The sequence below is a fragment of the Pseudoalteromonas sp. US3C1013 genome, assembly GCF_048401115.1.
Taxonomy (GTDB): domain Bacteria; phylum Pseudomonadota; class Gammaproteobacteria; order Enterobacterales; family Alteromonadaceae; genus Pseudoalteromonas; species Pseudoalteromonas undina.
On the sequence record NZ_CP183075.1, the window covers coordinates 2,367,808 to 2,392,857 of the forward strand.

21 protein-coding genes are annotated in these 25,050 nt (G+C 40.3%); 2 read left to right on the plus strand and 19 right to left on the minus strand.

Features of this window, described 5'->3' with window-relative positions; all coding sequences use genetic code 11:
* Nucleotides 1-12: 12 nt before the first annotated feature.
* The 3 genes from ACNSN2_RS11100 to rppH form a co-directional block, all read right to left on the minus strand.
* On the minus strand, nucleotides 13-822 hold the full coding sequence (locus tag ACNSN2_RS11100) for a sulfite exporter TauE/SafE family protein (protein ID WP_055013227.1): 810 nt from the start codon (nucleotides 820-822) through the stop codon (nucleotides 13-15).
* A 65-nt stretch (nucleotides 823-887) separates the two neighbouring features.
* A complete protein-coding gene (gene ptsP / locus ACNSN2_RS11105; RefSeq protein ID WP_055013226.1) occupies nucleotides 888-3,152 on the minus strand; it encodes a phosphoenolpyruvate--protein phosphotransferase in 2,265 nt (754 codons plus the stop codon).
* Nucleotides 3,153-3,175: 23 nt separating this feature from the next.
* A complete protein-coding gene (rppH, locus tag ACNSN2_RS11110; RefSeq protein WP_008111786.1) occupies nucleotides 3,176-3,694 on the minus strand; it encodes an RNA pyrophosphohydrolase in 519 nt (172 codons plus the stop codon).
* Between the two features lie 528 nt (nucleotides 3,695-4,222).
* On the opposite strand from rppH, the gene mutH reads away from it, so the two are divergent.
* On the plus strand, nucleotides 4,223-4,894 hold the full coding sequence (gene mutH / locus ACNSN2_RS11115; protein WP_054201754.1) for a DNA mismatch repair endonuclease MutH: 672 nt from the start codon (nucleotides 4,223-4,225) through the stop codon (nucleotides 4,892-4,894).
* Between the two features lie 14 nt (nucleotides 4,895-4,908).
* On the opposite strand, the gene ACNSN2_RS11120 is transcribed toward mutH, so the two are convergent.
* The 6 genes from ACNSN2_RS11120 to rlmD all read right to left on the minus strand — a co-directional run bounded on the left by ACNSN2_RS11120 (nucleotide 4,909) and on the right by rlmD (nucleotide 13,520).
* Complete coding sequence (locus ACNSN2_RS11120; protein ID WP_418607365.1) at nucleotides 4,909-5,886, minus strand: prolyl hydroxylase family protein; 978 nt, start codon at nucleotides 5,884-5,886, stop codon at nucleotides 4,909-4,911.
* Between the two features lie 147 nt (nucleotides 5,887-6,033).
* Nucleotides 6,034-7,332 carry a phosphopyruvate hydratase gene (eno, locus tag ACNSN2_RS11125; protein ID WP_008111781.1) on the minus strand — a complete coding sequence of 433 codons (1,299 nt, stop codon included), beginning with the start codon at nucleotides 7,330-7,332 and terminating at the stop codon, nucleotides 6,034-6,036.
* A gap of 100 nt (nucleotides 7,333-7,432) precedes the next feature.
* Nucleotides 7,433-9,067, minus strand: a complete 1,635-nt coding sequence (locus ACNSN2_RS11130) for a CTP synthase (RefSeq protein ID WP_055013224.1) — start codon at nucleotides 9,065-9,067, stop codon at nucleotides 7,433-7,435.
* A gap of 157 nt (nucleotides 9,068-9,224) precedes the next feature.
* Nucleotides 9,225-10,049: a nucleoside triphosphate pyrophosphohydrolase gene (gene mazG / locus ACNSN2_RS11135; protein WP_418607367.1), complete on the minus strand. Its 825-nt coding sequence runs from the start codon at nucleotides 10,047-10,049 to the stop codon at nucleotides 9,225-9,227.
* Entirely contained in the window at nucleotides 10,030-12,186 is a 2,157-nt protein-coding gene (gene relA / locus ACNSN2_RS11140; protein ID WP_010387807.1) for a GTP diphosphokinase, read from the minus strand. Before relA ends, mazG begins: the two co-directional genes overlap by 20 nt.
* An 8-nt stretch (nucleotides 12,187-12,194) precedes the next feature.
* Nucleotides 12,195-13,520 carry a 23S rRNA (uracil(1939)-C(5))-methyltransferase RlmD gene (gene rlmD / locus ACNSN2_RS11145; protein WP_418607370.1) on the minus strand — a complete coding sequence of 442 codons (1,326 nt, stop codon included), beginning with the start codon at nucleotides 13,518-13,520 and terminating at the stop codon, nucleotides 12,195-12,197.
* Nucleotides 13,521-13,622: 102 nt separating this feature from the next.
* Between rlmD and barA the strand changes: the two genes are divergently transcribed.
* Nucleotides 13,623-16,409, plus strand: coding sequence for a two-component sensor histidine kinase BarA (gene barA / locus ACNSN2_RS11150; protein WP_171039095.1), 2,787 nt, complete (start codon nucleotides 13,623-13,625; stop codon nucleotides 16,407-16,409).
* Nucleotides 16,410-16,437: 28 nt separating this feature from the next.
* On the opposite strand, the gene pdxJ is transcribed toward barA, so the two are convergent.
* The 10 genes from pdxJ to rpoE all read right to left on the minus strand — a co-directional run bounded on the left by pdxJ (nucleotide 16,438) and on the right by rpoE (nucleotide 24,975).
* Entirely contained in the window at nucleotides 16,438-17,169 is a 732-nt protein-coding gene (pdxJ, locus tag ACNSN2_RS11155) for a pyridoxine 5'-phosphate synthase (RefSeq protein WP_010387803.1), read from the minus strand.
* A gap of 21 nt (nucleotides 17,170-17,190) precedes the next feature.
* Nucleotides 17,191-17,883, minus strand: a complete 693-nt coding sequence (recO, locus tag ACNSN2_RS11160) for a DNA repair protein RecO (RefSeq protein ID WP_010387802.1) — start codon at nucleotides 17,881-17,883, stop codon at nucleotides 17,191-17,193.
* A 20-nt stretch (nucleotides 17,884-17,903) separates the two neighbouring features.
* On the minus strand, nucleotides 17,904-18,836 hold the full coding sequence (gene era / locus ACNSN2_RS11165; RefSeq protein ID WP_010387801.1) for a GTPase Era: 933 nt from the start codon (nucleotides 18,834-18,836) through the stop codon (nucleotides 17,904-17,906).
* Nucleotides 18,826-19,503, minus strand: coding sequence for a ribonuclease III (gene rnc / locus ACNSN2_RS11170; protein WP_008466504.1), 678 nt, complete (start codon nucleotides 19,501-19,503; stop codon nucleotides 18,826-18,828). Before rnc ends, era begins: the two co-directional genes overlap by 11 nt.
* A gap of 2 nt (nucleotides 19,504-19,505) precedes the next feature.
* Complete coding sequence (lepB, locus tag ACNSN2_RS11175; RefSeq protein ID WP_418607373.1) at nucleotides 19,506-20,441, minus strand: signal peptidase I; 936 nt, start codon at nucleotides 20,439-20,441, stop codon at nucleotides 19,506-19,508.
* An 18-nt stretch (nucleotides 20,442-20,459) separates the two neighbouring features.
* Nucleotides 20,460-22,247, minus strand: a complete 1,788-nt coding sequence (lepA, locus tag ACNSN2_RS11180) for a translation elongation factor 4 (RefSeq protein ID WP_010387797.1) — start codon at nucleotides 22,245-22,247, stop codon at nucleotides 20,460-20,462.
* Between the two features lie 122 nt (nucleotides 22,248-22,369).
* A complete protein-coding gene (locus tag ACNSN2_RS11185; RefSeq protein WP_418607374.1) occupies nucleotides 22,370-22,819 on the minus strand; it encodes a SoxR reducing system RseC family protein in 450 nt (149 codons plus the stop codon).
* Entirely contained in the window at nucleotides 22,820-23,773 is a 954-nt protein-coding gene (locus tag ACNSN2_RS11190; RefSeq protein ID WP_010387795.1) for a MucB/RseB C-terminal domain-containing protein, read from the minus strand.
* Nucleotides 23,774-23,777: 4 nt separating this feature from the next.
* Nucleotides 23,778-24,392 carry a sigma-E factor negative regulatory protein gene (locus tag ACNSN2_RS11195; RefSeq protein WP_008111755.1) on the minus strand — a complete coding sequence of 205 codons (615 nt, stop codon included), beginning with the start codon at nucleotides 24,390-24,392 and terminating at the stop codon, nucleotides 23,778-23,780.
* Nucleotide 24,393: 1 nt separating this feature from the next.
* The gene (rpoE, locus tag ACNSN2_RS11200) at nucleotides 24,394-24,975 is read right to left on the minus strand and encodes an RNA polymerase sigma factor RpoE (RefSeq protein WP_010387792.1); all 582 of its coding nucleotides are present in this window, start codon (nucleotides 24,973-24,975) and stop codon (nucleotides 24,394-24,396) included.
* Nucleotides 24,976-25,050 lie beyond the last annotated feature (75 nt).

The following is a 25,050-nucleotide window of genomic DNA, read 5'->3' on the forward strand; positions in this document are numbered from 1 at the left end:
AAAAATAAACCTTTAGCTAAAAACCATTTTAATAGCGATGAAAACCAGTAACATCGCGAAAACTTTCTTAATTGTATTCACAGGTAAGTAATGTGTTGCCTTAGCCCCAATAGGCGCTATAAACCATGAGGTAACAACAATCCCAAATAAAGCAGGTAAATATACAAACCCCATAAAACCATGCGCTAAGTCCGTTACATGCCACCCAGCGCTGATGTAACCGATAGACCCAAAAAAGGCAATTACAATACCACATGCAGCAGCGCAACCAATTGCCTTTTTAATATCAACCGAAAAATAATGCAACATAGGCACAAGTAATGCACCGCCACCAATGCCAATTAATCCAGACAAAGCCCCCATTACCGAACTAACACTAGCTAGCACGGGGCCTGCGGGCAAAGGGTGTTCTGCGCTCACTTTATTACGAGCAGAAAGTACCATTCTCATTGCAATAAAAACTACACTGACGGCAAACACCGTTTTTAACATTTTCTCAGGGATAAAGCTGGCAGCAAAGCCACTTACCAATGCACCAATGGCCACGCCCGACATAACCCAAGGAGCAATTTCCCAAGGCACATTATCATTTTTATGATGAGCCAACGCTGAAGAGGTAGAAGTAAATAAAATAGAGGCTAAAGATGTTGCAATGGCGATAACTAACACATGATCAGCAGCGGCAACGTCAAAACTAAGTAGCAAACTACTTAGCACTGGCACAATGATTAAACCACCGCCTATGCCTAGTAACCCTGCTAAAAAACCAACAATGCAGCCTAACAGCGCACAACTTGCAACTAGAAGTCCTAGTTCATACATAGTTATCTCTAATACATTTAATTATAAGTATATTTTAATTGATTATATAAACAATTACAGTTCTATCATTTTGGTGTATAAAATAAATTACCTAGCTGATGCTCTATCATAAAACTACGAGTTAACCGCAGTACTTGTTTAGCGTTGGGCTGTGCCAAACATTCGCTCAGTAATTGTTCCATGTCGCTTACATTTAAGCGCCTTAGCACCCACTTCACTTTGTTTAGTGACGATAAGTTCATGCTTAAACGCCTATAACCCATAGCAATCAGTAATATTGCGCCCTCGGGGTCGCCACCAAGCTCCCCACATAAACTAAAGGGCAATTCATAGTGCTCACACTCGCTGGCAATATTATTTAATACACGCAACACGGCTGGATGGTAGGGGTTAAATAAATCGGCTACGCGTGCATTTGCTCTGTCTACGGCTAATAAATACTGAGTTAAGTCGTTACTACCCACTGAACAAAAATCGACTTTTCTAGACCACTCTGGCAGCATAAATACACTTGAAGGTACCTCAAGCATAATACCAATATCAGGCCTTTCTATTAGTTGCTCAGGAAATGCTTCACTTAACTCATAATAAGCTTGGTTAAACAATGCCAGTGACTCTTCAACCTCATCGGTGCCACTGATCATCGGCAGCATTATTTTTAAATTACCTAAGCCAATATTCGCTTTTAGCATCGCTTTGAGTTGATCTAAAAAAAGCTCAGGATGATCTAAGCTAATTCTAATACCTCGCCATCCTAAAAACGGGTTTTCTTCGGTAATGTTAAAATAATCTAAAACTTTGTCGCCACCTATATCTAACGTTCGCATAACAACGGGGTTAGGGTAATAGCTACTTAGTACTTCTCGGTACCACTTTTCTTGTTCTTGTTGCGATGGAAACTGCCCCTTTTGCATAAACCATGCTTCGGTTCTGTAAAGGCCAACACCATCACAAATATGGGCACTATTTTGTTGGGTATTAAGCTCAAGCCCTGCATTAAGTAATAAACTAATATGCTCACCGTCTAACGTGATTGAAGGCAGTGCTTGTTCTTCTAAAAACCGATTATTGAGTAAGTTATCTTGGTGTTGTAATTCGGTATACTCATCAATAAGCATTTGCGAAGGCGAAATATATAAACGCCCAGCAAAAGCATCTAAAATCATTTCTTTACTATCAAACTGCAATAACGGTAAATCTTCAATACCCCAAATCGCAGGCACGCCCATAGCACGGGTTAAAATAGAGGCATGGCTATTGGCTGAACCATTAATACTCACAACCCCCGCTAAACGCTCATTGGGCACCTCTGCTAACATAGCTGGCGTTAGTGTGTGCGCTATTAAAATGGTGTTTTCAGGGTAGTCTTTTATTGCGTGTTCGGTATTCACTAAGTGATGCAGCACTCGTAAGCCAATGTCTTTAACATCAACCGCACGCTCTTTAATGTAAGGGTCTTGCATTTCGTTAAACTGTGCAACTAAACGTTCAATCACAATTTTTAATGCACTTTTTGCACACCACCCTTCTTGTAATTGTGTCTCTACATTATGACCTAAACTTTTAGCATCTAGTAATTGCTGATATACATCAAATACAGCCAACGCCTCTTGCGGTATGCTGTCACTTAACGTCATCGATAAGGTGCTAAATTCTTTGCGCGTAGCAGCAACCGCTTGGGTGAATAAACGGCGCTGTTCAATGACATCATTATTCTTAGTAAGTTCTATGGACTTAAAATTAAGTTTAGGAATAACAACAAAAGCTTTACCAATACTTATACCAGGTGCGCTAGAAACCCCTTTTAATACCGATGTTTGATGAGACGACTCGTCTTGGCGTAATACTTCTTTTATTTCAGCATGGGCTAATTGCGAAGCTAACTGAGCAGAAAGCGTAATTAAAAACGACTCCTCATCTTGAGAAAATACCCGCGCCATTTTCTGTTGAACAACAATAACACCTAACACTTTTTTTTGATGAACAACAGGCACAGACAAAAAGGCGTTATAACCTTCTTCGTTAACTTCTGGGGAGAGTTTAAAACGAGGATGCGACTTGGCAAAGGCAATGTTAATTGCTTCTTCACGCTGAGCAACAAGCCCAACTAAACCCTCGGTAAAGCCAATTCTAAATTTGCCCACCGCATCAGGGTTTAACCCTTCGGTAGCCATCAGTACAAAATTATCTTGGCTGTAATCTGCAAAATAAATGGAGCAGCACTGGGTATTCATAGCATCTTTTACCATTTTCACAAAGCACACTAACGCGTCGTCTAAATTCGCTTGTTGCGAAACAGACTCAGCTATCGCTCTGAGTGTTGCCAGCATACACTGCTCCTTTTTATGTAAAACTACCTTTTATTTCGCCAGTGATCTTTTTGTTGCTCTCGCTTATTAAAGGGCATAGCAAAGGGAGCAAACTCTTTCATAACACGTCGATAAACGTCCCGTTTAAACGACACAACCTGTCTAACCGGATACCAATAACTTACCCATCGCCAATCATCAAATTCCGGATGATGGGTTTTCAGTAAGTTAACATCTTCATCTTTACAGCGCAGTTTTAGTAAAAACCATTTTTGTTTTTGCCCAATACACACCGGACTTGAATCTCGGCGGATTAATCGTTTGGGTAATTTATAGCGTAACCAATGTTTTGAGCTTGCAACTATTTCTACATCTTCTGGTCGCAAACCTACTTCTTCGTGTAATTCACGGTACATAGTTTGTTCTGGTGTTTCACCATCATCAACACCACCTTGGGGAAATTGCCAAGAATGTTGACCATAGCGTCTGGCCCAAAACACTTGCCCCTGATTATTGCAAATTACAATTCCGACATTGGCACGAAAACCTTCGGCATCAATCACCTTAGTGCCTCATTTGTAAGTCGATTTTTTATGATTGTTCCACATTAGCTGCAATACGGCAAATACTATTACGTGCAAGCCTCGTTAACACCTTCGCTTAAGGCAAATTAATGGCGAAATCCATTGCATGTGAATAACAAACAACACTGCCATACGTAAATACATAAAAACCACACTGTTTGTGCTGGTTACTCACAGCTTGTGCATAACTTTTGTAAAACACGCTCATTTACCAAACAAATCCACAATACAAGATCAAAAAAGTGATGTTCTCCACAGAATCTGTGGATAAACATGTTTATACATCTGTATTTATCCTTACAACAATTATAGACCTTAATTAAAACTGAACACCAAAAACAAAAAAAACAATGTAGTTCAGTTACTTAGTTAATTTTAGCGTTTTAAAGCAGTGCATAAAATTGCACCAACCACTGCACGTATAAAAATCAACCAACCGCTAAAGATATCCACTATCAAGCTAATTTGCTATCATGGCGTTGGTATTTATTCAACTAAATTAACAGTATGCAACCTTTAAAACCTCATTCAATTAATCAACTAATGCAACGTGTCAATAATATTGCAGGGCTCACACTTGGACAACTAGCACAGCAATACCACTTTAAAACGCCAGATGATTTATTGCGTGAAAAAGGCTGGACAGGTCAACTGATTGAGTATGTATTAGGCGCAACCGCTGGTTCAAAACCGCTCCCCGACTTTGAAGATTTAGGCATAGAGCTTAAAACATTGCCTATTTCATATAAAGGTAAACCGCTAGAAACCACCTTTGTGTCGGTCACCCCGCTAATGAATGTAACTGGCATGACGTGGCACACAAGTAGCGTACGTAAAAAGTTGAATCATGTTTTATGGTTACCTATTTTAAGTGAGCGCGATATCGCTCCTTTTGATAGAACCATAGGCAGTGGCTTTTTGTGGCAACCTTCCCCCGCGCAAGATGCACAATTGCAGCGAGACTGGGAAGAACAAATGGAGCTTATAGCTCTTGGTAGAATTGATGAAATTTCAGGTCATTTAGGGGATGTAATGCAAATACGACCAAAAGCAGCCAATAGCCATATTGTTACCGATGCAATAGGCCCAAACGGACAAATTATAAAAACTCTGCCACGTGGCTTTTACTTAAAAACCAGTTTTACCGGCGAGATTTTAAAGCAGCAATTTCAGTTGTAATTATTTGTTCGATATTAATTTTCACACCAAATAGATTCGCGTAACCAAAAAGGCTTTTCTCGCATCCAAAGCGTACAAATCCACTTTTCACCTAATAAGATTGGTTTACCGCTATGCACTGAATTTTTATCAACCCGATTACCAATCATATTATTAAATTTAATCACTTGCCCCTGCTTCGCTTTAATACTTATATCCCAATCTTTAAAAGTAGTCTCACCACCTTCAAATCGATCATTTAAATTAATGATCCGAGTTCGTTTACGTTGTCCAAAAAAATTAAGCTCTTGCTTAGCATTTTCATTTGAAGGTGTAATAAAATCGTAGTGCCATTTATATTGTTGCCCTTGTGTATAACGATAAATAACCATAGGCTCAGCATATGCTAAGTCAGTATAGTCATCTGAACACATGAGGCGCTGTAATATTGCTATTAGAATATTATCGACTGGTAATTGTGTTATAAGTTGCTCATTGTCTCTGATGCCTGTAACTTTTTGTCTTGTAGAGTTTTCAGCATACACTCCGGCTAAATTTAAATTATTATTAGCAAGTTTTATAACTTCCTGAGCTAACTCATTCGTTAGTTGCGTTTCTATTGTTGCAACGGGTAATGATTGTTCATAGGATTCAATATTCAATGGCATAATTAAGCTAGTCCACAAACCTATTAAATCAGTTTCAACACTCTGCCTTATAGACTTAGGAAGGCCTGATACATATTTTTCAAACTTAATGGTTAATAGCTGATCTGCAGATTTAGTTGGCCAAAATTGAGATAAAACCTGAAGAGCTTCAATTTTATGATGCTTAGCTAAGCATAAAACAATAGCTAATTCCTGTGATGAATTTGAAGATGAAAGCGCATGGCACAACCAATGGCTAACAAACTCAGGATTAGTTAGCGCAAAAGATAGTATTTTCTGCTGTGGAGGAAGCGTGCCATGATATTTGGCATTGATTAGGTGAGTAACATAGTTATTATTTTTCATAATCATTTTATTGTTTTTATAGCAGCGTAAAAATAACAAAAATTTTACAATTAATAAACCTTTGAAGTGTTATATTTTATTCCTTAAAAAAATCCCCGCATAAGCGAGGATTTTTATAATCTTAAATATCAGATTCTGATTAGAGAATTACTGACCTTTAACTTCTTTTAAACCATTGTACGGTGCTTTAGCGCCTAATTGCTCTTCAATACGTAGCAATTGGTTGTACTTAGCAACACGATCTGAACGGCTTAATGAACCCGTTTTAATTTGACCTGCAGCAGTACCTACTGCTAAATCAGCAATAGTTGCATCTTCAGTTTCACCAGAACGGTGAGAAATAACCACTGTAAAACCTGCATCTTTTGCCATTTTGATTGCAGCTAACGTCTCTGTTAATGAACCAATTTGGTTAAATTTAATTAAGATTGAATTGGCAATACCGTTATCAATACCGCGTTTTAAAATCTTAGTATTGGTTACGAATAAATCATCACCCACTAATTGAACTTTATCGCCCATTAGTTTGGTTTGGTGTGCAAAGCCATCCCAATCAGACTCATCTAAACCATCTTCAATTGATACAATTGGGTATTGCTCAGTTAAATCTTTTAAGAAGTGGTTAAACTCTTCAGATGTAAATTGCTTACCTTCACCTTTAAGGTCATAGATATTTGCTTCTTTGTTATAAAACTCAGAGGCCGCACAATCAAGTGCAAGGGTAATATCTTTACCAAGCTCATAACCGGCATTTGCAACAGCCACTTTAATAGCTGCAAGTGCAGCTTCGTTTGATGCAAGGTTTGGTGCAAAACCACCTTCGTCACCTACAGCTGTTGAATGTCCATCTGCTTTAAGTACCTTAGCTAGGCTATGAAATACTTCAGCACCCATACGCAATGCTTCACGGAAGTTAGTAGCACCTACTGGCTGAACCATAAATTCTTGAATATCTACTGAGTTATCAGCGTGCTCACCGCCGTTGATGATGTTCATCATTGGTAGTGGCATAGAGTAAACACCTGGCGTGCCATTTAAGTCAGCAATGTGCTCGTATAGCTCTACTTTTTTAGATTGTGCAGCCGCTTTTGCGTTAGCAAGTGAAACCGCTAAAATAGCATTAGCACCTAGTTTTTCTTTGTTTTCAGTACCATCTAAATCAAGCATTACTTGGTCTACATCACTTTGAGCAAGTGCGTTTTGACCTTTTAGCGCTTCTGCAATTTCATTATTAATGAAGCCAACCGCTTTTAATACGCCTTTACCTAAGTAACGCGCTTTATCACCATCACGTAATTCTAATGCTTCGCGAGTTCCTGTAGATGCACCTGAAGGTGCAGCAGCACGGCCCCATGAACCATCAGCTAAATATACCTCAGCTTCAACAGTTGGGTTACCACGCGAGTCCATAATTTCACGACCGATTACTTTTACGATTTCTGACATCTTGATTCCTCTATATTCCCAAAATGGTGAGTGCGGCTAACCTGAGTTTGGCTAGCCTTAGAAACAAAAAAGGCCGCGCATCATGCACAGCCTTTTTATATTACGAAGACGCTTTTTGATAGGTATGAGCCGCAGCTACAAACCCTTCAAATAGCGGGTGACCATCACGTGGTGTTGAAGTGAATTCCGGGTGGAATTGCGCTGCAATAAACCAAGGATGATCTTTATTCTCAATAATCTCTACTAGTTTTTTATCTTCAGATAAACCTGTAAAGCTTAAACCAGCTTGCTCAAGTTGTGCTACAAAGTTGTTGTTAACTTCATAACGGTGACGATGACGTTCAACAATTTCGTCGCTACCATACACATCATGTACTTTAGAGCCTGGTGTTAAATGACATTTTTGTGCGCCTAAACGCATAGTGCCACCTAAATCAGACTTTTCGTCACGTAATTCAACATTACCTTCGGCATCTAACCACTCAGTGATTAAACCAACCACTGGCGACTCTGAATTTGCGTTAAATTCAGTTGAGTTTGCATCAACTAAACCGGCAACATTTCGTGCGTATTCAATAAGCGCAACCTGCATACCTAAACAAATACCTAAGTAAGGCACTTTGTTTTCACGAGCATATTTTGCCGCTAAAATCTTACCTTCAACACCACGACCACCAAAACCACCTGGCACTAAAATAGCATCTAAGCGAGAAAGAACATCCGTTCCTTTGGTTTCTAAGTCTTGTGAATCAACGTATTGGATATTAATAGTTAAACGATTTTTTAATCCAGCATGTTTTAATGCTTCGTTTACTGATTTGTATGCATCTGGTAATTCAATGTATTTACCTACCATACCAATTGTCACTTCACCCGTTGGGTTAGACTCTTGATACAATACTTGTTCCCACTCAGCTAAATCAGCTTCAGGCGCGTCTAAATGAAAACGACGACATACAAAGTTATCTAACTCTTGCGATTTTAATAACGCAGGGATTTTATAAATACTGTCTACATCAGGCAGTGAAATAACGGCTTTTTCTTCAACGTTTGTGAACAATGCAATTTTTGCACGCTCGTTATTTGGCAGCTTACGGTCTGAGCGACAAATAAGAATATCTGGTTGAATACCTACCGAGCGTAACTCTTTAACTGAATGCTGAGTTGGTTTTGTTTTCACTTCACCTGCAGGGCCTAAAAATGGCACTAAGGTTAAGTGAATGAAAAGTGCGCGTTCACGACCAATTTCTGTGCCCATTTGACGAATTGCTTCGATAAATGGTTGTGATTCAATATCGCCTACCGTACCACCAATTTCAACGATTGCTATATCATGGCCTTCTGCGCCATCATAAACACGTTGCTTAATGTCATTGGTAATATGAGGAATAACCTGAATAGTTGCGCCAAGATATTCACCACGTCTTTCACGACGTAGCACATCTTCATATACACGCCCTTGCGTAAAGTTATTACGGCTGGTCATTTTGGTGCGAATAAAACGTTCGTAGTGACCTAAATCAAGGTCCGTTTCTGCGCCGTCTTCGGTAACGTATACTTCACCGTGTTGAATTGGGCTCATTGTGCCTGGGTCAACGTTGATGTAAGGATCCAGCTTTAGAATGGTAACATCTAAGCCACGGGCTTCTAAAATAGCGGCCAATGATGCTGCTGCAATACCTTTACCCAACGAAGAAACAACTCCGCCAGTAACGAAGATAAATTTTGTACTCATGCGAACCCTAGAATATCAGGAATTAAAAGGAATATAATACCCAAACAAGTGATTTTGGAATATAAACAAGACGGGGCGAAATTGTACCAAAACATAGCTAAGCAATCCAGCTATAAATAGCAAATCTGTGCACAAAAAACAGACATTTTTTATGTCCCTATTTATTTAATTTTTTTATTGCATCCCATGCCGCATCCATTTCCTCTAAAGACGCTGACTCAATACATTTACCCTGGGCAATTAAGTAATTCTGCACCTTTTCAAATCGTGCAGAAAACTTATCGTTGGCACTGCGAAGCAATTGTTCTGGATCACGTTTAACATGGCGCGCTACATTCACGGTAGCAAACAACAAATCACCTAGCTCTTCTGCTGTATGCGCTGAGTACGGGTCATGTTCTAAGGCTTCTTTGACTTCCTCAACTTCCTCACTCACCTTATCTATAGCGCCATGATAAGTGGGCCAGTCAAAGCCTAAAGCGGCTACACGTTGCTGAATTTTTTTGGCTTTTGTTAAGCTAGGTAAACTGTTTGGTATATCTTGCCAAAGTGACGAGCTTTCACCTTTGAGTTTAATAGCACGCTCTTGTGCTTTTATTGCTTGCCATTGTGCGGCTAATTCGGCATCAGTTGTGGGGGTGTCTTGCGATGAAAATACATGTGGATGACGACATACCAGCTTCTCATTTAATTGAGCCACTACATCATTAAAATCAAATAATTGCTGCTCTTGCGCTAGTTGCGCATAAAACACTATTTGAAATAACAGATCACCTAGTTCACCTTTAAGTTCACTTAAATCGTCGCGCTCAATACAATCAGCCACTTCATAGGCTTCTTCAAGAGTGTGAGGTACGATTGACGCAAACGTTTGCTTGAGATCCCAAGGGCATCCGCCCTCAGGGTTTCTCAGTGTTTGCATTATTTCCAGCAGTTGGCTTAAAGCCTCATTGTTAGCCTGATTACTGCCCTCGTTTTGCACTGTGCACCCCTTCGATCTGATGTAGCTTAGACAGTACTTTATTAGTGCCCTGTAAGTCATGCACTTCAATTTGCATCACAAAAATAGCAGTTTGAGTGCTATCAACCGTGTTTACGTTCATATTGAGCACATTAACTTTTTCATTGGCAAGTGCTGAGCTGATGTCACGAATTAGCCCAGAACGATCGCTGGCTTCAATGCGAATAGTTAAGGCATAAGAGCTACTAATATCATCTGACCAACTCACTGAAATAACACGCTCGGGGTGCTTGTTTTTTAAATTACTAAACGAATCACAATCCTCTCGGTGCACCGCAATACCGCGCCCTTGAGTAATATACCCAATAATTTCATCCCCAGGTACTGGGCGACAACAACGAGCAACATGGCTCATTAAACTACCGACCCCATCCACCACAATACCGTTTTTGTCACCAGTCACTTTACTAGGCGATTTGAAACGAATTACCGGCTCATGCTCTGTTCTGTCGGTAATAAAGTTAAGCATTTGGTTAAGACGAATATCGCCTGCGCCAATGGCGACCATTAAGTCATCAAGTTCTCTAAAATTAAAACGCTTTATAGCAGGATCTAAATCTTTATAAGTTAGCTCTAATTTTTGTAATTCGTTATCAAGGATTTCTTTACCCGCACTTAAATTTTTATCGCGGTCGAGCTGTTTAAACCAATGGTGGATTTTGGCTCTAGCGCGAGACGATTTAATATATCCCAGCGACGGGTTTAACCAATCACGGCTTGGGTTTGGCTGCTTTTGGGTTAGTATTTCAACTTGGTCACCAGTGCTTAACTGATGAGTAAATGGCACTATTTTGCCAAATATTTTTGCGCCAATACATCGATGCCCTACATTGGAGTGAATGTAGTAAGCAAAATCAAGAGGCGTTGCCCCCAGTGGTAAGTCAAAAATATCGCCTCGAGGGGTAAACACATACACACGATCTTCAACCACTTGGTTTTTAAGCTCTTGTGCTAAATCGCTGCCATCAACCACTTCTTCTTGCCATTGCAGTAATTTACGCAACCAGCTAATTTTTTGCTCATAGCCTGAACCACGCCCTGGTAATGCGCCTTCTTTGTACATCCAATGCGCGGCGACACCCAGCTCTGCATCTTGATGCATGTCGTGTGTTCGTATTTGAATTTCAACGGTTTTACCCTCAGGACCAAACACAACCGTATGAATAGATTGATAGCCATTTTGTTTTGGGGTCGCAACGTAATCGTCAAACTCTTTATTTAAATGACGCCAATTAGTGTGCACTATACCTAGAGCACCGTAGCAGTCTTGTAATCGTTCAACCACAATTCGCATAGCGCGTATATCAAATAGCTGATCAAACTCGTAGTTCTTTTTCGCCATTTTTTTATAAATGCTGTAGATATGTTTTGGCCTGCCGTACACCTCAGCTTTAATACCCGCTTCATGGAGGCGTTGTTTGACCTGTTCAACCATATCAACCATATACGCTTCACGGGCAAGGCGCTTATCATCGAGCTGCTTGGCAATGTTTTTATAAATATCGGGGTGCAAATAACGAAAAGCTAAATCCTCAAGCTCCCATTTTAATTGACCAATACCAAGACGATTGGCAAGCGGTGCAAATATATCAGCGGTCTCTTTGGCGGCAACTACTCGCTCTTCTTCTGCGGCATCTTTGACATTGCGTAAATGGCAAACCTGTTCGGCTAATTTAATCACCACAGCGCGCACATCTTCCACCATAGCAAGCAGCATCCGGCGAATATTATCAACTTGCACAGTGCCGTTGCCTTGATGAGCTAAGGTACTTATGGTAGCCATTTGTGACACACCTGTAAGCAGCACTGCAACATGATTGCCTAAATGCTCTTCTACCGCATCAATGCTCACTACATCATTTAAATAATAAGGGGTTAAATAGGCTGTGGCTAAAGAGTCAGCATCTAAATTTAACTCAACTAAAATCTCCACCATTTCTATAGCGGTATTTTGTCGTTCGCTGTTATCGCACGTTTGGCAAAGCTGCTGCGCTTTGTTGAGTAAGCTGATTTTTTCTTGAGACAAATCAAGAGATTCTACGCGTGAAAAAAAGTCACCCGCTTTATCATGTTGATGAGATTGACGTGTCGCTACCATAATGCGCTTTACCTCCGTTGAAATAACGCCATAGTTTCGATATGCCCCGTGTGAGGAAACATATTCATTAGCCCTATCTTGTTCAGCTCAAAGCCGGCTTGCGAAATAATAGCGCTGTCACGGGCTAAAGTAACAGGGTCGCAAGAAACGTATAAAATCGCTTTAAACTGCGTTAATGGAAGCTGTTCTAAAACTGCCATCGCACCAGTGCGTGAGGGGTCGAGTACTAAAACATCTAATTCTTTATTAAACCACGGCGCTTTTTTAATGCTCGTGGTTAAATCAAAACAATGAAACTGGGTATTAGTAATAGAGTTAGTGTGCGCATTTTGTGTTGCTAATGCAACCGCCGAAGTTACGCCCTCAATTCCTGTTACTGTTTTAGCTTGTTTCGCTAACACTAAAGAGAAGTTACCAATACCACAAAATAAATCCAGAACATTTTCATCGCCTTGAAGTGCTAACCAGTTTGCAGCTTGGATCAGCATCGCTTGATTTACACTCGCATTAACCTGAATAAAGTTACTGAGCCCAAACTCAAACGTTATATTTAACTGTTCAAGTTTATAAAATGGCATAGCTAAATGTGAATGATCAATAGTATCACTGTCACTTTGCCACACTAACTGCCAATTATGAGCTGCCACACTTTGCTCAACAAACGCCTTATCATGAGGTAAAATCGCTTTGGTATGGCGGATAACAATAAAAGATTGTTCATCAGCGGCACATAATTGTAAATGACTAATACTGTGTAGCGTCTTGTTTTGATTAATGACTTTATCAAATACATTAAATACATCGGCAAATACGTCACTTAATACTGGGCACTGATTAATGCTAACAATGCTTTTAGAGCCACGTGCTCTGTAGCCTACCCGCATTTTTTTTGCAGCCTTGTCGAACATAACAGCTATTCGAGCACTGCGTCGATAATGAGTTGCTTGGCTTTGCAGCGGGGCTTGCCAGTTTAAATCAGTTAATTTTGCAAACTTGGCAAATAATTGATTCACCGCAGCTTGCTTTTCAATTACCTGTTTTGTGGTATCTAAATGCTGTAGCTGGCAACCACCACACTGACTGTAATGTTCACAAATAGGCGCTGTGCGATATTCACTAGCTTTAATTATTTTAAGCGTATCAGCTTGGCTGTAACGTGCTTTATCATCAACCAACTTGGCTTTTACTCGCTCACCAGGTAATGCTCCACTAACAAAACACACTTTATTATTGTACTTAGCAATACCACGGCCATGGTGATCCATTGCTGTAATATCGAGTTCTAGCGATTGCTGTTGTAGTGGTTTTTTCTTTGCTTTAAATATTTGTGCCATGAGGCATTACCTTAAAGGTTGATGAATTACGTCTCTACTTTGAGAATAGCTATGAGTATGTATATACTCACATTTAATAAAAATGATAATAATGCTCAGATTATGACCAAACTAGGCTTGCGCGATTCTGTTTTAACACTCACCCTGATCCCCACAGTGATCATTGGGCTATTACTAGGTGGTTATTTTACAATAAATCGTTACATTGAGCTTGATGAAATTTTATATCAACAAGGCACAACAATTTCTGAGCCTTTAGCGATTGCTCTTGAACAACCTTTACTGGAAAAAAATAAAAAACTACTTAATCGCGTGATTCGTTATACACATAACAAACACTCACCGGCGATTAAATCAATTGCTATTTTTAATGATAACAACCAACTTATTATAACTAGTAACTATCATCGCTCGTTCGATACCTTAATTGAGCAAACACAAATAGACAGTTTTAAAGCCACACATGTTCAGCAAACTGAAGAGTTAGTGACTTTTTTTACCCCTATTATTAATCACACAACACCTAATAGCGATTGGAATACCTCTGAGTTTCAGACCACATTAGGTACCGTAGTGATCCAACTTAATCGCGACAAAGCTGTTATTGGTCAGCAACGCGCATTATTAGTCAGCGGTATTATTATTATTCTTGCCTTAGTATTAGCAGCTATTTTAGCACTAAAACTTAGCCGTATGTTTATGACACCGCTAAATAAGTTAGTACTTGCTACCGACAGGTTGATTGAAGGGAAAAGACAAACAGGGTTAACTGAGCCCATGAATGGTGAGTTTGAACTATTGCGTGAAGGACTCAATACCATATCCCACTCTATGGTGATGCAAAAAGACGAAATGCAAAAAAATATTGATCAAGCAACTAGTGATTACCGCGAAACGCTTGAGCAATACGAAACACAAAATATACAGCTCACTATGGCTAAAAAAGAAGCCCAAGATGCTAACCGCGTTAAGTCTGACTTTTTAGCAAAAATGAGTCATGAACTGCGCACACCACTTAATGGGGTTATTGGCTTTACTCGCCAGCTTTATAAAACACCGCTAAATAAAAACCAAAAAGATTACCTTGATACCATTGAGCTTTCAGCAAACAGCTTACTGACCATTATTAGCGATATATTAGACTTCTCCAAATTAGAAGCGGGTGCTATGGAGCTTGAATCGATTCAATTTCAATTACGCGATAGCGTAAACGAAGTGATGACATTACTGGCACCTAGCGCTCACGACAAACAACTTGAGCTCTCTATTTATATAAACCCTCAGGTGCCCGATCACTTAACCGGCGACCCCACTCGATTTAAACAAGTACTTATTAACCTATTAAGTAACGCTATAAAATTTACTGAAAAAGGCGCCATTAAAGTCGATATTAGCCATCGTTTGTTGGATGAGGAGCGTACTTCCATTTTAGTGTCGGTGGCTGACACCGGGGTGGGTATTCCTGCCGATAAACAAGACGCGTTATTTACCGCCTTTGGCCAAGCCGACTCCAGTATCACCCGTAAATTTGGTGGCACTGGCTTAGGGCTTATTATTACTAAACATATTGTTGAAGCAATGAATGGCCGTATTACCTTAAATTCAGCTCCAGGTAGTGGCACATGCTTTACTTTTAATGGCGTATTTAGATTACCAAATCATGTATTTATCAACGATTTGCCTACCCAGTCATTAATTGGTAAACGTGTTCTTTATCTAGAGCCACATAAGCATACTCATCATGCCGTTGTTTCATTATTACAAGAGTGGAAAATTAGCGTCACTCGATGTCATAGCGAAAGTGAATTTTTAGAGTGTATCGAGAAATCAGAGATTAATTTTGATATATGCCTTATTGGTCACATGGCATCGGTTGACGATATGCAGCGCTTAAAAAGCTATGTAAAAGCGGTTAGAGAATCAACCGATTATTTATATTTAATGCTTAATACTGTATCACACAATATGCGTGAAGCTTTTATAGGCAGCGGTGCAGATGCCTGTTTAAGTAAACCGCTCAACCATCGTAAATTATGTGAGTTATTAGCCGCACCATATCGACTTGATCACCCTGCGCATAACATAGATCAGCATGAACAAACTCTACTGCCATTAAAAGTATTAGTGGTAGATGATAACGACGCTAATTTAAAATTAATATACACCCTACTCAATGAACAGGTGGAATTGATTGATACTGCCCATAATGGTTCACAAGCTTACAGCTTAAGTAAAAGTCATAAATATGATGTGATTTTTATGGATATTCAAATGCCGATAATGGATGGCATTACAGCCTGTAAACTCATTAAAGAGTCATCTTTAAATGAAGATACACCTATTATTGCCGTAACGGCGCATGCACTTAATAGTGAAAAAGAGCAATTATTAAAAGATGGCTTTGAAGGCTATTTAACCAAGCCAATTGACGAAGATATGCTCAATCAAATTATTTGCGATCATAGTCCGCAGTTACCTGTAAGCCGTGATAAGTCAAAAAGCACATTTGAACATAGCACCGCGCCTTTTGATAGCACTCGGCTTGATTGGACGTTGGCACTGCAACGTGCAGGCGGTAAGCCTGAATTAGCCAATGAAATGCTTAACATGTTGTTATTAAGCGTGCCTGAAACCCTAAACTTATTAAATCAAGCAATAGTCAGCAATGATTGCCCTCAAGTACTCAGCGTGATCCATAAGTTTCATGGAGCGTGTTGCTACACCGGCGTACCAAAGCTAAAAACCTTAGCTGAAACGATCGAAACATCACTAAAAAATGAATGCGTACTTGATAATATAGAGCCCGAACTGTTTGAACTTCAAGACGAGCTGGAAAACTTACTTGTTGATGCCAACATTGATAACAACAATAAAAAAGACGAGCTATAGCTCGTCTTGTCTATTGTTATTTATGATTCTAAGCGCGAGCTTCAAGCATTAAGCGTTTCATGTCACGCACTGCTTTATCTAAACCATCAATCGCTGCACGGGCAATAATAGCGTGACCAATATTAAGCTCGTAAATCTCTGGCATCGCTGCAATTGGCTTCACGTTGTGATAATGCAAACCATGGCCGGCATTAACAATTAAGCCAATACTCGCTGCATACTTAACGCCTTGGCGGATGTGTTCAAGCTCTTTCGCGGTGTCTTCATCGTTTGTGGCATCAGCATACGCACCAGTATGAATTTCAACATAAGGCGCACCACAGGCTTTTGCAGCGTCTAACTGCGCTTTATCGGCATCTATAAACAGTGACACTTTAATACCGGCTTGCGTTAAAGTTTTAGTCGCTGCGGCGATTTTATCAATATTACCCGCTACATCTAAGCCGCCTTCGGTAGTAAGCTCTTCACGTTTTTCAGGTACTAAGCAAACATATTCAGGTTTAACCTCAAGTGCAATCGCAATCATTTCATCGGTTACTGCGGTTTCAAGGTTCATACGTGTTTGAATGGTTTTAGCCATCACATACACATCGCGGTCTTGAATGTGTCTGCGGTCTTCGCGTAAATGAATCGTAATGCCATCAGCACCGGCATGCTCTGCAACACTGGCTGCATGGGCTGGATCTGGGTAAGAAGTACCTCGAGCTTGGCGAAGCGTTGCAATATGATCTACATTCACGCCTAGAAGAATATCTTTCATGTTTGTACCTGTGAAATTTGTTTATTGAGAGCTAATAAATAACTCACGACTTTTTAATGGCTTATTGCCCAATAATGGCTTTAATAAATAACGACTTAATTGCTTTGCCATATATAACACATCCGCTTGGCTAAAGTCATGATTTGCTATGGCATTAAGTTGTGAACCGGTAAATCCAGAACGCGTGTCATGTTGCACCGAAAACCCTACTTCTGCAAAATAGCTATACGTTTGTGCCTCGTCAATTGGCTCACCGTCCGCATCAAAACTAAAATCAACACCATATCCTAGTAACTCTAACAATTGAAATTCATAAGAGCGCAGTACCGCTTGCATGTCAGTACCACTATTAAGGTTTTCTAGGTGTGTTTTATAAAGTTGAAAAACTTGATCAATGGGCTCATTAATCGGCACAATGCGATTAGTTAGCTCATTTAAATAAAAGCCACAATAAAGCTTATCACCAGTTAGAAATAATGGGTTGCCGTAGAGCTCAAATTTATTAATATATTTTAAATCGTATTTGCCATTGTAATGGACGAGTAAGGATTGAAATGGTTGCAATTGGGCTTTATGTTTAGTGGCCTGGCGGCCACTAACTCGTGCGAGCATTCTAAGCTGGCCAACGCCTTCTACCAGCATATCTAACATTACTTGCGAGTCACTATAGGGACGTCGATGTAATAAATAGGCTTTGTAAAAGTCGCTGTCCATATTAGGCTATTCGATACTTATTAGTCTTCACCGTAGCCTAAGCTTCTTAAGGCACGTTCATCGTCAGCCCAGCCCGATTTTACTTTAACCCATAGTTCTAAAAATACTTTATTTTCAAGCATTTCTTCTAGGTCTTTACGCGCTTCACGGCCGATCACTTTTAGCTTTTCGCCTTTGTTACCGATAACCATGCGCTTTTGCGTTTCACGCTCAACTAAAATAAGGCCATTGATATGCCAAACACCGTTTTCTTGCCATTTAAACTGCTCTATTTCCACAGTCACTGAGTAAGGTAGTTCCTCACCCATAAAGCGCATAAGCTTTTCACGGATCACTTCAGCAGCCATAAAGCGCATTGAGCGGTCAGTAACGTAGTCATCCGGAAAATAAAATTCGCACGGCGGTAAACGTTTAGTCACTTCTTCTTTGATCAGGTCAATGTTTTTACCCTGAGTCGCAGATACAGGCATAATGCCTATAAAGTCAAACTTATCGCCTAAAAATTTCATGTGTGGCAGTACAAGATCGCGATCTTTCACTTGGTCAATTTTGTTAATAACTAACAATACAGGCTTGCCGCTTTGGCTCACTTTGTTTAGTACCATCTCGTCATCGGCATTCCAATGGGTGCCTTCAACAACAAAAATAATCAGTTCAACATCGCCAATTGAGCTCGACGCTGCGCGGTTCATTAAACGGTTAATAGCGCGCTTTTCTTCAACATGCAGACCTGGGGTATCTACATAAACCGCTTGGTGTTTACCCTCAGTATGAATACCCATAATACGATGGCGCGTGGTTTGTGGCTTACGTGAGGTAATACTAACTTTTTGCTCAATAATTTCATTAAGCAAGGTTGATTTACCCACATTAGGACGGCCAACAATCGCAACCATGCCACAAAATGTGTCTATTTCGCCTTCATGAGGCTGTATTAAGGTATCAAGATTCATTTTTAAGTATCTTCAATGCTTTTTCGGCCGCTTTTTGTTCGGCTTTACGCCTTGAGCTGCCAACAGAAATAATGCTATCCATTCCATCAACGATACATTCAACCGTGAATGTTTGATTGTGTGCCTGACCTTTAGTGTCTACTACAGTATAGCCAGGTAATGATAGCTTACGAGCTTGCAAATACTCTTGCAGCAGGGTCTTAGGATCTTTTTGGTTAAGCCCTGGTGAAATAGCATCTAAACGTGATTCATACCACGCTAAAATAAGCTCGCCGCAACGATCAATGTCTGAATCTAAAAATACAGCGCCAATTATAGCTTCCACTGCATCTGCTAGGGTCGACTCGCGTCTAAACCCGCCACTTTTTAGCTCGCCAGGGCCTAAACGCAGGTAATCACCTAGCTCAAACTCAAGACCAAATTCAGCTAACGTCTGGCCGCGAACTAAAGTCGAACGCATGCGGCTTAAATCGCCTTCACGTGCTTTAGGAAATTTAGCGTACAAGGCATTGGCAATTACAAAACTCAAAATCGAGTCGCCCAAAAATTCGAGTCGCTCGTTGTGTTGACCTTTGTGGCTGCGGTGCGTCATTGCTTGCTCAAGTAGGCCTTGATCAGCAAATGTGTAGCCAATTCTTTTGTATAACTCTGTTACATTTTTTTTCATTGTTACTGAATATTACCTAGGCGTTCAAAACGAACACCAGTTGGAACCCATCCTGGTAAAATGTCATCTGGGCCATTATCAAATTCAAAACTCATCCATATAAAGACAGCTTTACCCACCAAGTTTTCTTTTGGTACAAAGCCCCAAAAGCGACTATCTTGGCTGTTATCGCGATTGTCACCCATCATAAAGTAATGATCAGCAGGCACCACCCATTCATCTGCAGGAGTGCCCAATTGCTGGTAGTAACGCCCTTTACGTTCAGGCGATTTTGGGTTGATTAAAATATCATGGCTAGAGGTCGTTAAATCTTCATTTAAACGCGCTAAAGCCATTGGGCCTTGCATAAATTCATCATCATTAATTAATTTAAAATCAATTTTATTGAATTCGTTGCAAAGAAGTACACCTTTTTGAACTTCGCCTTCTTCACATTTTGGTTGAATATATAAACGCTTGTCGCGATAAACAATTTTATCGCCAGGTAAGCCTATAGCGCGTTTAATATAATCAACTCTCTCATCTAATGGGTATTTAAAAACAACAATATCGCCACGCTCTGGTTCGCTCACATCCACTAACTGGCTGCGCCATACAGGGTCTTTAATTCCATAAGAATACTTTTGCACTAAAATAAAATCGCCTACTAATAAGGTTGGCATCATTGAACCCGATGGGATCTGAAACGGCTCAAAAATAAACGATCTAAAAATAGTGATAGCAGCAATCATCGGAAAAATCGACTTTGCTGTTTCAGTAATGACTGGCTCAGGCGCAATCAATGCTGCAGTTTCTTCATCAAGTTGGCCACCGGCAGAAGTTTGTGCAATTGCCAAACGCTCTTGCCTTTTAGGGGCAAACATTAAGTGATCTATTAACCATATTAAGCCTGAGCCTAAGGTTAATAACACCAATAAAACTGAAAAGTAGCCAGCCATTTATTATCCCTTTATTTTTTATTTACCAACTTTTAAGATGGCTAAGAACGCTTCTTGAGGCACTTCAACGTTACCAAGTTGCTTCATTCGCTTTTTACCATCTTTTTGTTTTTGAAGTAATTTTTTCTTACGACTTACATCACCGCCGTAACACTTAGCGATTACGTTTTTACGAAGTTGCTTCACGGTTGTACGCGCGATTACATGCTGACCAATTGCTGCTTGAATCGCAATATCAAACATTTGACGTGGTATAAGCTCTTTTAACGCATCAGCAAGCTGACGACCACGAGACTGCGCGCTTTCACGGTGTACAATAATAGCAAGGGCATCAACACGCTCGCCATTAATGAGTATATCTACACGTACCATGTCTGAGGTTTGGAAGTGCTTAAAGTTATAATCAAGCGACGCAAAACCACGACTGGTTGATTTTAGCTTATCAAAGAAGTCCATTACCACTTCGGCCATTGGCAGTTCATACGTTACTGCAACTTGCTTACCATGGTAGCTCATTTTAGTTTGCATACCGCGCTTATCAACACATAACGTGATTACGCTACCTAAGTACTCTTGCGGTACTAAAATGTTAGCCTCTACTACTGGCTCACGTATTTCTAAAATATCGTTTACGGCTGGTAAGTCAGATGGATTATCAATTTGTGTAGTGCCCTCTTTAGTCACTACCTCATAAATAACCGTTGGTGCTGTGGTTATTAAGTCAATGTTGTATTCACGCTCTAAACGCTCTTGAATAATTTCCATGTGCAGCATACCTAAGAAGCCACAACGGAAACCAAACCCTAATGCGGTTGAATTTTCTGGTTCAAAGAATAACGACGCATCGTTTAAGCTTAGTTTGTTAAGTGCATCGCGGAACGACTCGTAATCATCTGACGCAATTGGGAACATGCCCGCGTAGACTTGTGGTTTGATTTTTTGAAAACCAGGTAAGCGCTCAGGTGCCGCATTTTTTTGATGAGTAATAGTATCGCCCACCGGTGCACCGTGTATTTCTTTAATACCGGCAATAACAAACCCTACTTCACCTGTACGTAAAATACCGGTATTAGTTTGTTTAGGTGTGAAAATACCCACATGATCTGCAGTATGAATATGCTCATTCGACATAATTTTAATTTTGTCGCCCGCGCGAAGTTCACCATGCTTAATACGCACTAGCGATACAACGCCTTGGTACGGGTCAAACCAAGAATCGATAATTAGCGCTTGTAATGGCTCGTCTTTATCACCAACTGGTGGCGGTACATCTTTAACGATCATTTCAAGTACTTCGGCAATACCCACACCTGTTTTAGCACTACATTGCACGGCATCAAGGGCATCAATACCAATGATGTCTTCAATTTCTTCGGCTACACGTAATGGGTCAGCTTGTGGTAAATCAATTTTATTTAGAACCGGTATAACTTCTAAGTCCATTTCGATGGCGGTATAACAATTAGCCAATGTTTGTGCTTCAACACCTTGGCCAGCATCAACAACCAATAATGCACCTTCACACGCGGCTAATGAACGTGATACTTCATAAGTAAAGTCAACGTGACCTGGAGTGTCGATAAAGTTGAGCTGGTAGGTTTCACCATCGTTTGCTTTGTAGTTTAACGTTACACTTTGCGCCTTGATGGTAATGCCACGCTCACGTTCAATATCCATTGAATCCAGAACCTGCTTCTGCATTTCACGGTCGGTTAAACCACCACAAACTTGGATCAAACGGTCAGAAAGGGTCGATTTACCATGGTCAATGTGGGCGATGATCGAAAAATTACGGATATGCTTCATAAACTGGATTCTAAACTTCTATTTTAAAGGACTAAGGTCGCATGCCTAAATAACTTGAAAATACTTGCTGTGCATTTTCAAGTTACTGTGGCATAAAAACGCAATTTTACATTTAATTGGCGTCAATCACCATCTATTTGAGTTAAAGGAAGACTAATTGGATGAATTTTTATCACTTTAATCTCATGCCTAAGTGATTTTACCCATGTTTTAGCAATAAAGAAGCCGGTGATGCCACCCAATATCGCTGCTAAAATTTGCCAACCTTCAGCCAATAGTATTAATTCACTAGTTATTAAGGCGAAGATTAAACTCAAAAATAAGGGCAGCATGTAAACGGCAAAGGCATGTTTTACAACGTGGCTGTCATCCAGTGACATAGTCACTTTTTGTCCAACTTCTAATTGCGTTTCGAATTTATAGGGTAAGGTTTTCTTTGCTGTACCAAATAACTTACTAAACACTTGAGAGCCACAACGACCATTACAGCCTTCGCAGGCCTTCTTTTGTTGGGCTTCTAAATGCGCAACGTGGCCACTAAGGGCCACGACGGTTAACGTTTGTTCTATCATCTATAATGCCCGTGAAACAGACTCAGCAATCGCTTTAGCGCTCATGGTTGGAATGTTCCCCACCACAGACACATCAAAATTTCCGCCGTTGTGCACATAAATAGTGGTTGCTCCTGAGGTGAGAGCTCCGCTTAAGCGCTTACCTGGTAGTGGCCGTTGCACAAATACTGATACCTCAACAAATCCATCAGAGAATAAATAGTAATCTGTTAATTCATTGTTTAAGTCGAGCTTATGTCTATCGGACTTAAGTAATTCAAACCCTTCAGGTAGCCATCCAATAGTCCAATTCATAGCATTCGCTTTGCTTTGTTCATCAATTGAATTAGCGGGTAATGGTGTTGGAAAATTACGATTAAGTACTTCTAATAATAAGCTTGCCGGTTGCTCAGTTACGCTAATGTGGGTAAGTTGTAATTGCTCAAGCGCTTCGCCTTGGTGATTCACATAGGCGGCTTTCAACAATAAAGACGACTCAGTATCAATCCAAATCCAATAGTTATATTTGTCATCGTTTTTAGATTCAATTCGAACCAGCTGAGCAGGACGCCCCGCAATACGGCCTTTACCACCAAGCACAAAGTCATAATGTGCACTTAAGCGGTTAATATCTTTAAATAAGACTTCTGGGATAGGCCCTGCAATTGAATCGGTTGTTAACGAGTAAGGTTCTGATTGTGGCTCAAAGTAGGTAACTTGATCGTCAATGCGGATCATTTCAAGGCCAGCACCATTAAGCAAACTTAAATGTTCAAGCTCTATATCACCTTGTTTAGCATGCACCCAACGGTAGGGCTCCATACTTTTACCCTTAACAACAACAAAAGAGGCGTCGAAATTACGAGTATGAACTGCACTGGCCATTTCAAGCAGTAAATCTTTAGCGGGGTTTGTGTCATTGGCAAAAGTGTTAAAACTTAACACCAATGACATAATAAAAGTGATTACTTTCATCTAATTAGTTTTTTTCCTCTGGGGATGTTTCATCTGTTTTAGCTGTTTTTAACGAATGAGCAACACGCGCTTGACGCTGATGTTCTAGTACTAATGCGCCAATGCGTTGCTGTTGAAGCTCGCGCAAGCCTTGCTCTGCGTTATCAAGTGCAGGTGCTGATGAGTAGCTTACTGGCGACGCCATGCCGGTTAACGGCGTGGTTTGCAGTAAAGGAATTTCATTTTGTGGAGCATCTTCACCTTGCGGTAAGGTGTTCACGCCAACAATAGTAAACATTGCTACACTTGCTGCAATTGCCAATTGGGCAACCGGTTTACGCCAATTAAACGCCACTACTTTGTTGTCTGTTTCGGTGCTTGAAGGGGTTGCCACACTGTCAGACTGGCTAAAGTCTGCATAAACGGGCTCACTCTCAAGTGCTAACGAAATGCGATCGCTAATATCAAAGTCCATATTATTGTTATTTTCTTTAGCTCGCATTGCATCACCGATTAACGCGTAACGGCCAAACGTAGCAACATCATCTGATGCAATAGCGGCATCATTTAAAGTTTGCTCACCGTCAAGTAATGCTGATAACGATTCGTTATCTAAGCGGTTAACGTGTGCTTTTGTCATACTAAGACTCGCCTATCAATGGGTTTAATTTATTATCAATTGCTTCACGGGCACGAAAAATACGCGAACGTACCGTCCCGACTGGGCAATCCATCACCACGGCTATTTCTTCATAGCTCATACCCTCAATTTCTCTAAGAGTAATCGCGGTTTTAAGATCTTCAGGCAAACTATCAATCGTATTAAAAATAACAGCGCGTACTTCTTCGCTTAATAGTAAATTTTCAGGTGACGCGTTAGAACGCATTGAATCTGCACCTTCATAAAACTCGGCATCGTCAGCATCTATATCATTTGCTGGCGGTTTACGCCCTTGAGCCACTAAATAATTTTTAGCACAATTAACGGCGATACGGTAAAGCCAAGTATAAAAAGCACTATCACCACGAAAGTTTGGAAGGGCACGATACGCTTTAATAAACGCTTCTTGTGCTACATCAGCAATGTCACCTTGATTTGATACATAACGTGAGATCAAACCGGCTATTTTGTTCTGATACTTCTTAACTAATAGGTTAAAGGCGTTTTTATCTCCCTGCTGGACCCTTTTCACTAACGCTAAATCTAATTCCTGCTCGCTCATTCGAGCCGGTACTCCTCTGATTGATTCTTGCTTATTATTCATAGTGTCGCCATTGTTCACACCTACTCTGACCCT

What these genes read in the sequence shown, in the direction of transcription:
- eno (WP_008111781.1), bottom strand. Translation starts at nt 7,332, where the DNA reads ATGTCAGAAATCGTAAAAGTAATCGGTCGTGAAATTATGGACTCGCGT.
- mutH (WP_054201754.1), top strand. Translation starts at nt 4,223, where the DNA reads ATGCAACCTTTAAAACCTCATTCAATTAATCAACTAATGCAACGTGTC.
- era (WP_010387801.1), bottom strand. Translation starts at nt 18,836, where the DNA reads ATGAATCTTGATACCTTAATACAGCCTCATGAAGGCGAAATAGACACA.
- recO (WP_010387802.1), bottom strand. Translation starts at nt 17,883, where the DNA reads ATGGACAGCGACTTTTACAAAGCCTATTTATTACATCGACGTCCCTAT.
- lepA (WP_010387797.1), bottom strand. Translation starts at nt 22,247, where the DNA reads ATGAAGCATATCCGTAATTTTTCGATCATCGCCCACATTGACCATGGT.
- ACNSN2_RS11100 (WP_055013227.1), bottom strand. Translation starts at nt 822, where the DNA reads ATGTATGAACTAGGACTTCTAGTTGCAAGTTGTGCGCTGTTAGGCTGC.
- ACNSN2_RS11190 (WP_010387795.1), bottom strand. Translation starts at nt 23,773, where the DNA reads ATGAAAGTAATCACTTTTATTATGTCATTGGTGTTAAGTTTTAACACT.
- relA (WP_010387807.1), bottom strand. Translation starts at nt 12,186, where the DNA reads ATGGTAGCGACACGTCAATCTCATCAACATGATAAAGCGGGTGACTTT.
- ptsP (WP_055013226.1), bottom strand. Translation starts at nt 3,152, where the DNA reads ATGCTGGCAACACTCAGAGCGATAGCTGAGTCTGTTTCGCAACAAGCG.
- rnc (WP_008466504.1), bottom strand. Translation starts at nt 19,503, where the DNA reads ATGAAAAAAAATGTAACAGAGTTATACAAAAGAATTGGCTACACATTT.
- ACNSN2_RS11120 (WP_418607365.1), bottom strand. Translation starts at nt 5,886, where the DNA reads ATGAAAAATAATAACTATGTTACTCACCTAATCAATGCCAAATATCAT.
- ACNSN2_RS11185 (WP_418607374.1), bottom strand. Translation starts at nt 22,819, where the DNA reads ATGATAGAACAAACGTTAACCGTCGTGGCCCTTAGTGGCCACGTTGCG.
- barA (WP_171039095.1), top strand. Translation starts at nt 13,623, where the DNA reads ATGACCAAACTAGGCTTGCGCGATTCTGTTTTAACACTCACCCTGATC.
- rlmD (WP_418607370.1), bottom strand. Translation starts at nt 13,520, where the DNA reads ATGGCACAAATATTTAAAGCAAAGAAAAAACCACTACAACAGCAATCG.
- pdxJ (WP_010387803.1), bottom strand. Translation starts at nt 17,169, where the DNA reads ATGAAAGATATTCTTCTAGGCGTGAATGTAGATCATATTGCAACGCTT.
- lepB (WP_418607373.1), bottom strand. Translation starts at nt 20,441, where the DNA reads ATGGCTGGCTACTTTTCAGTTTTATTGGTGTTATTAACCTTAGGCTCA.
- ACNSN2_RS11130 (WP_055013224.1), bottom strand. Translation starts at nt 9,067, where the DNA reads ATGAGTACAAAATTTATCTTCGTTACTGGCGGAGTTGTTTCTTCGTTG.
- rpoE (WP_010387792.1), bottom strand. Translation starts at nt 24,975, where the DNA reads ATGAGCGAGCAGGAATTAGATTTAGCGTTAGTGAAAAGGGTCCAGCAG.
- ACNSN2_RS11195 (WP_008111755.1), bottom strand. Translation starts at nt 24,392, where the DNA reads ATGACAAAAGCACACGTTAACCGCTTAGATAACGAATCGTTATCAGCA.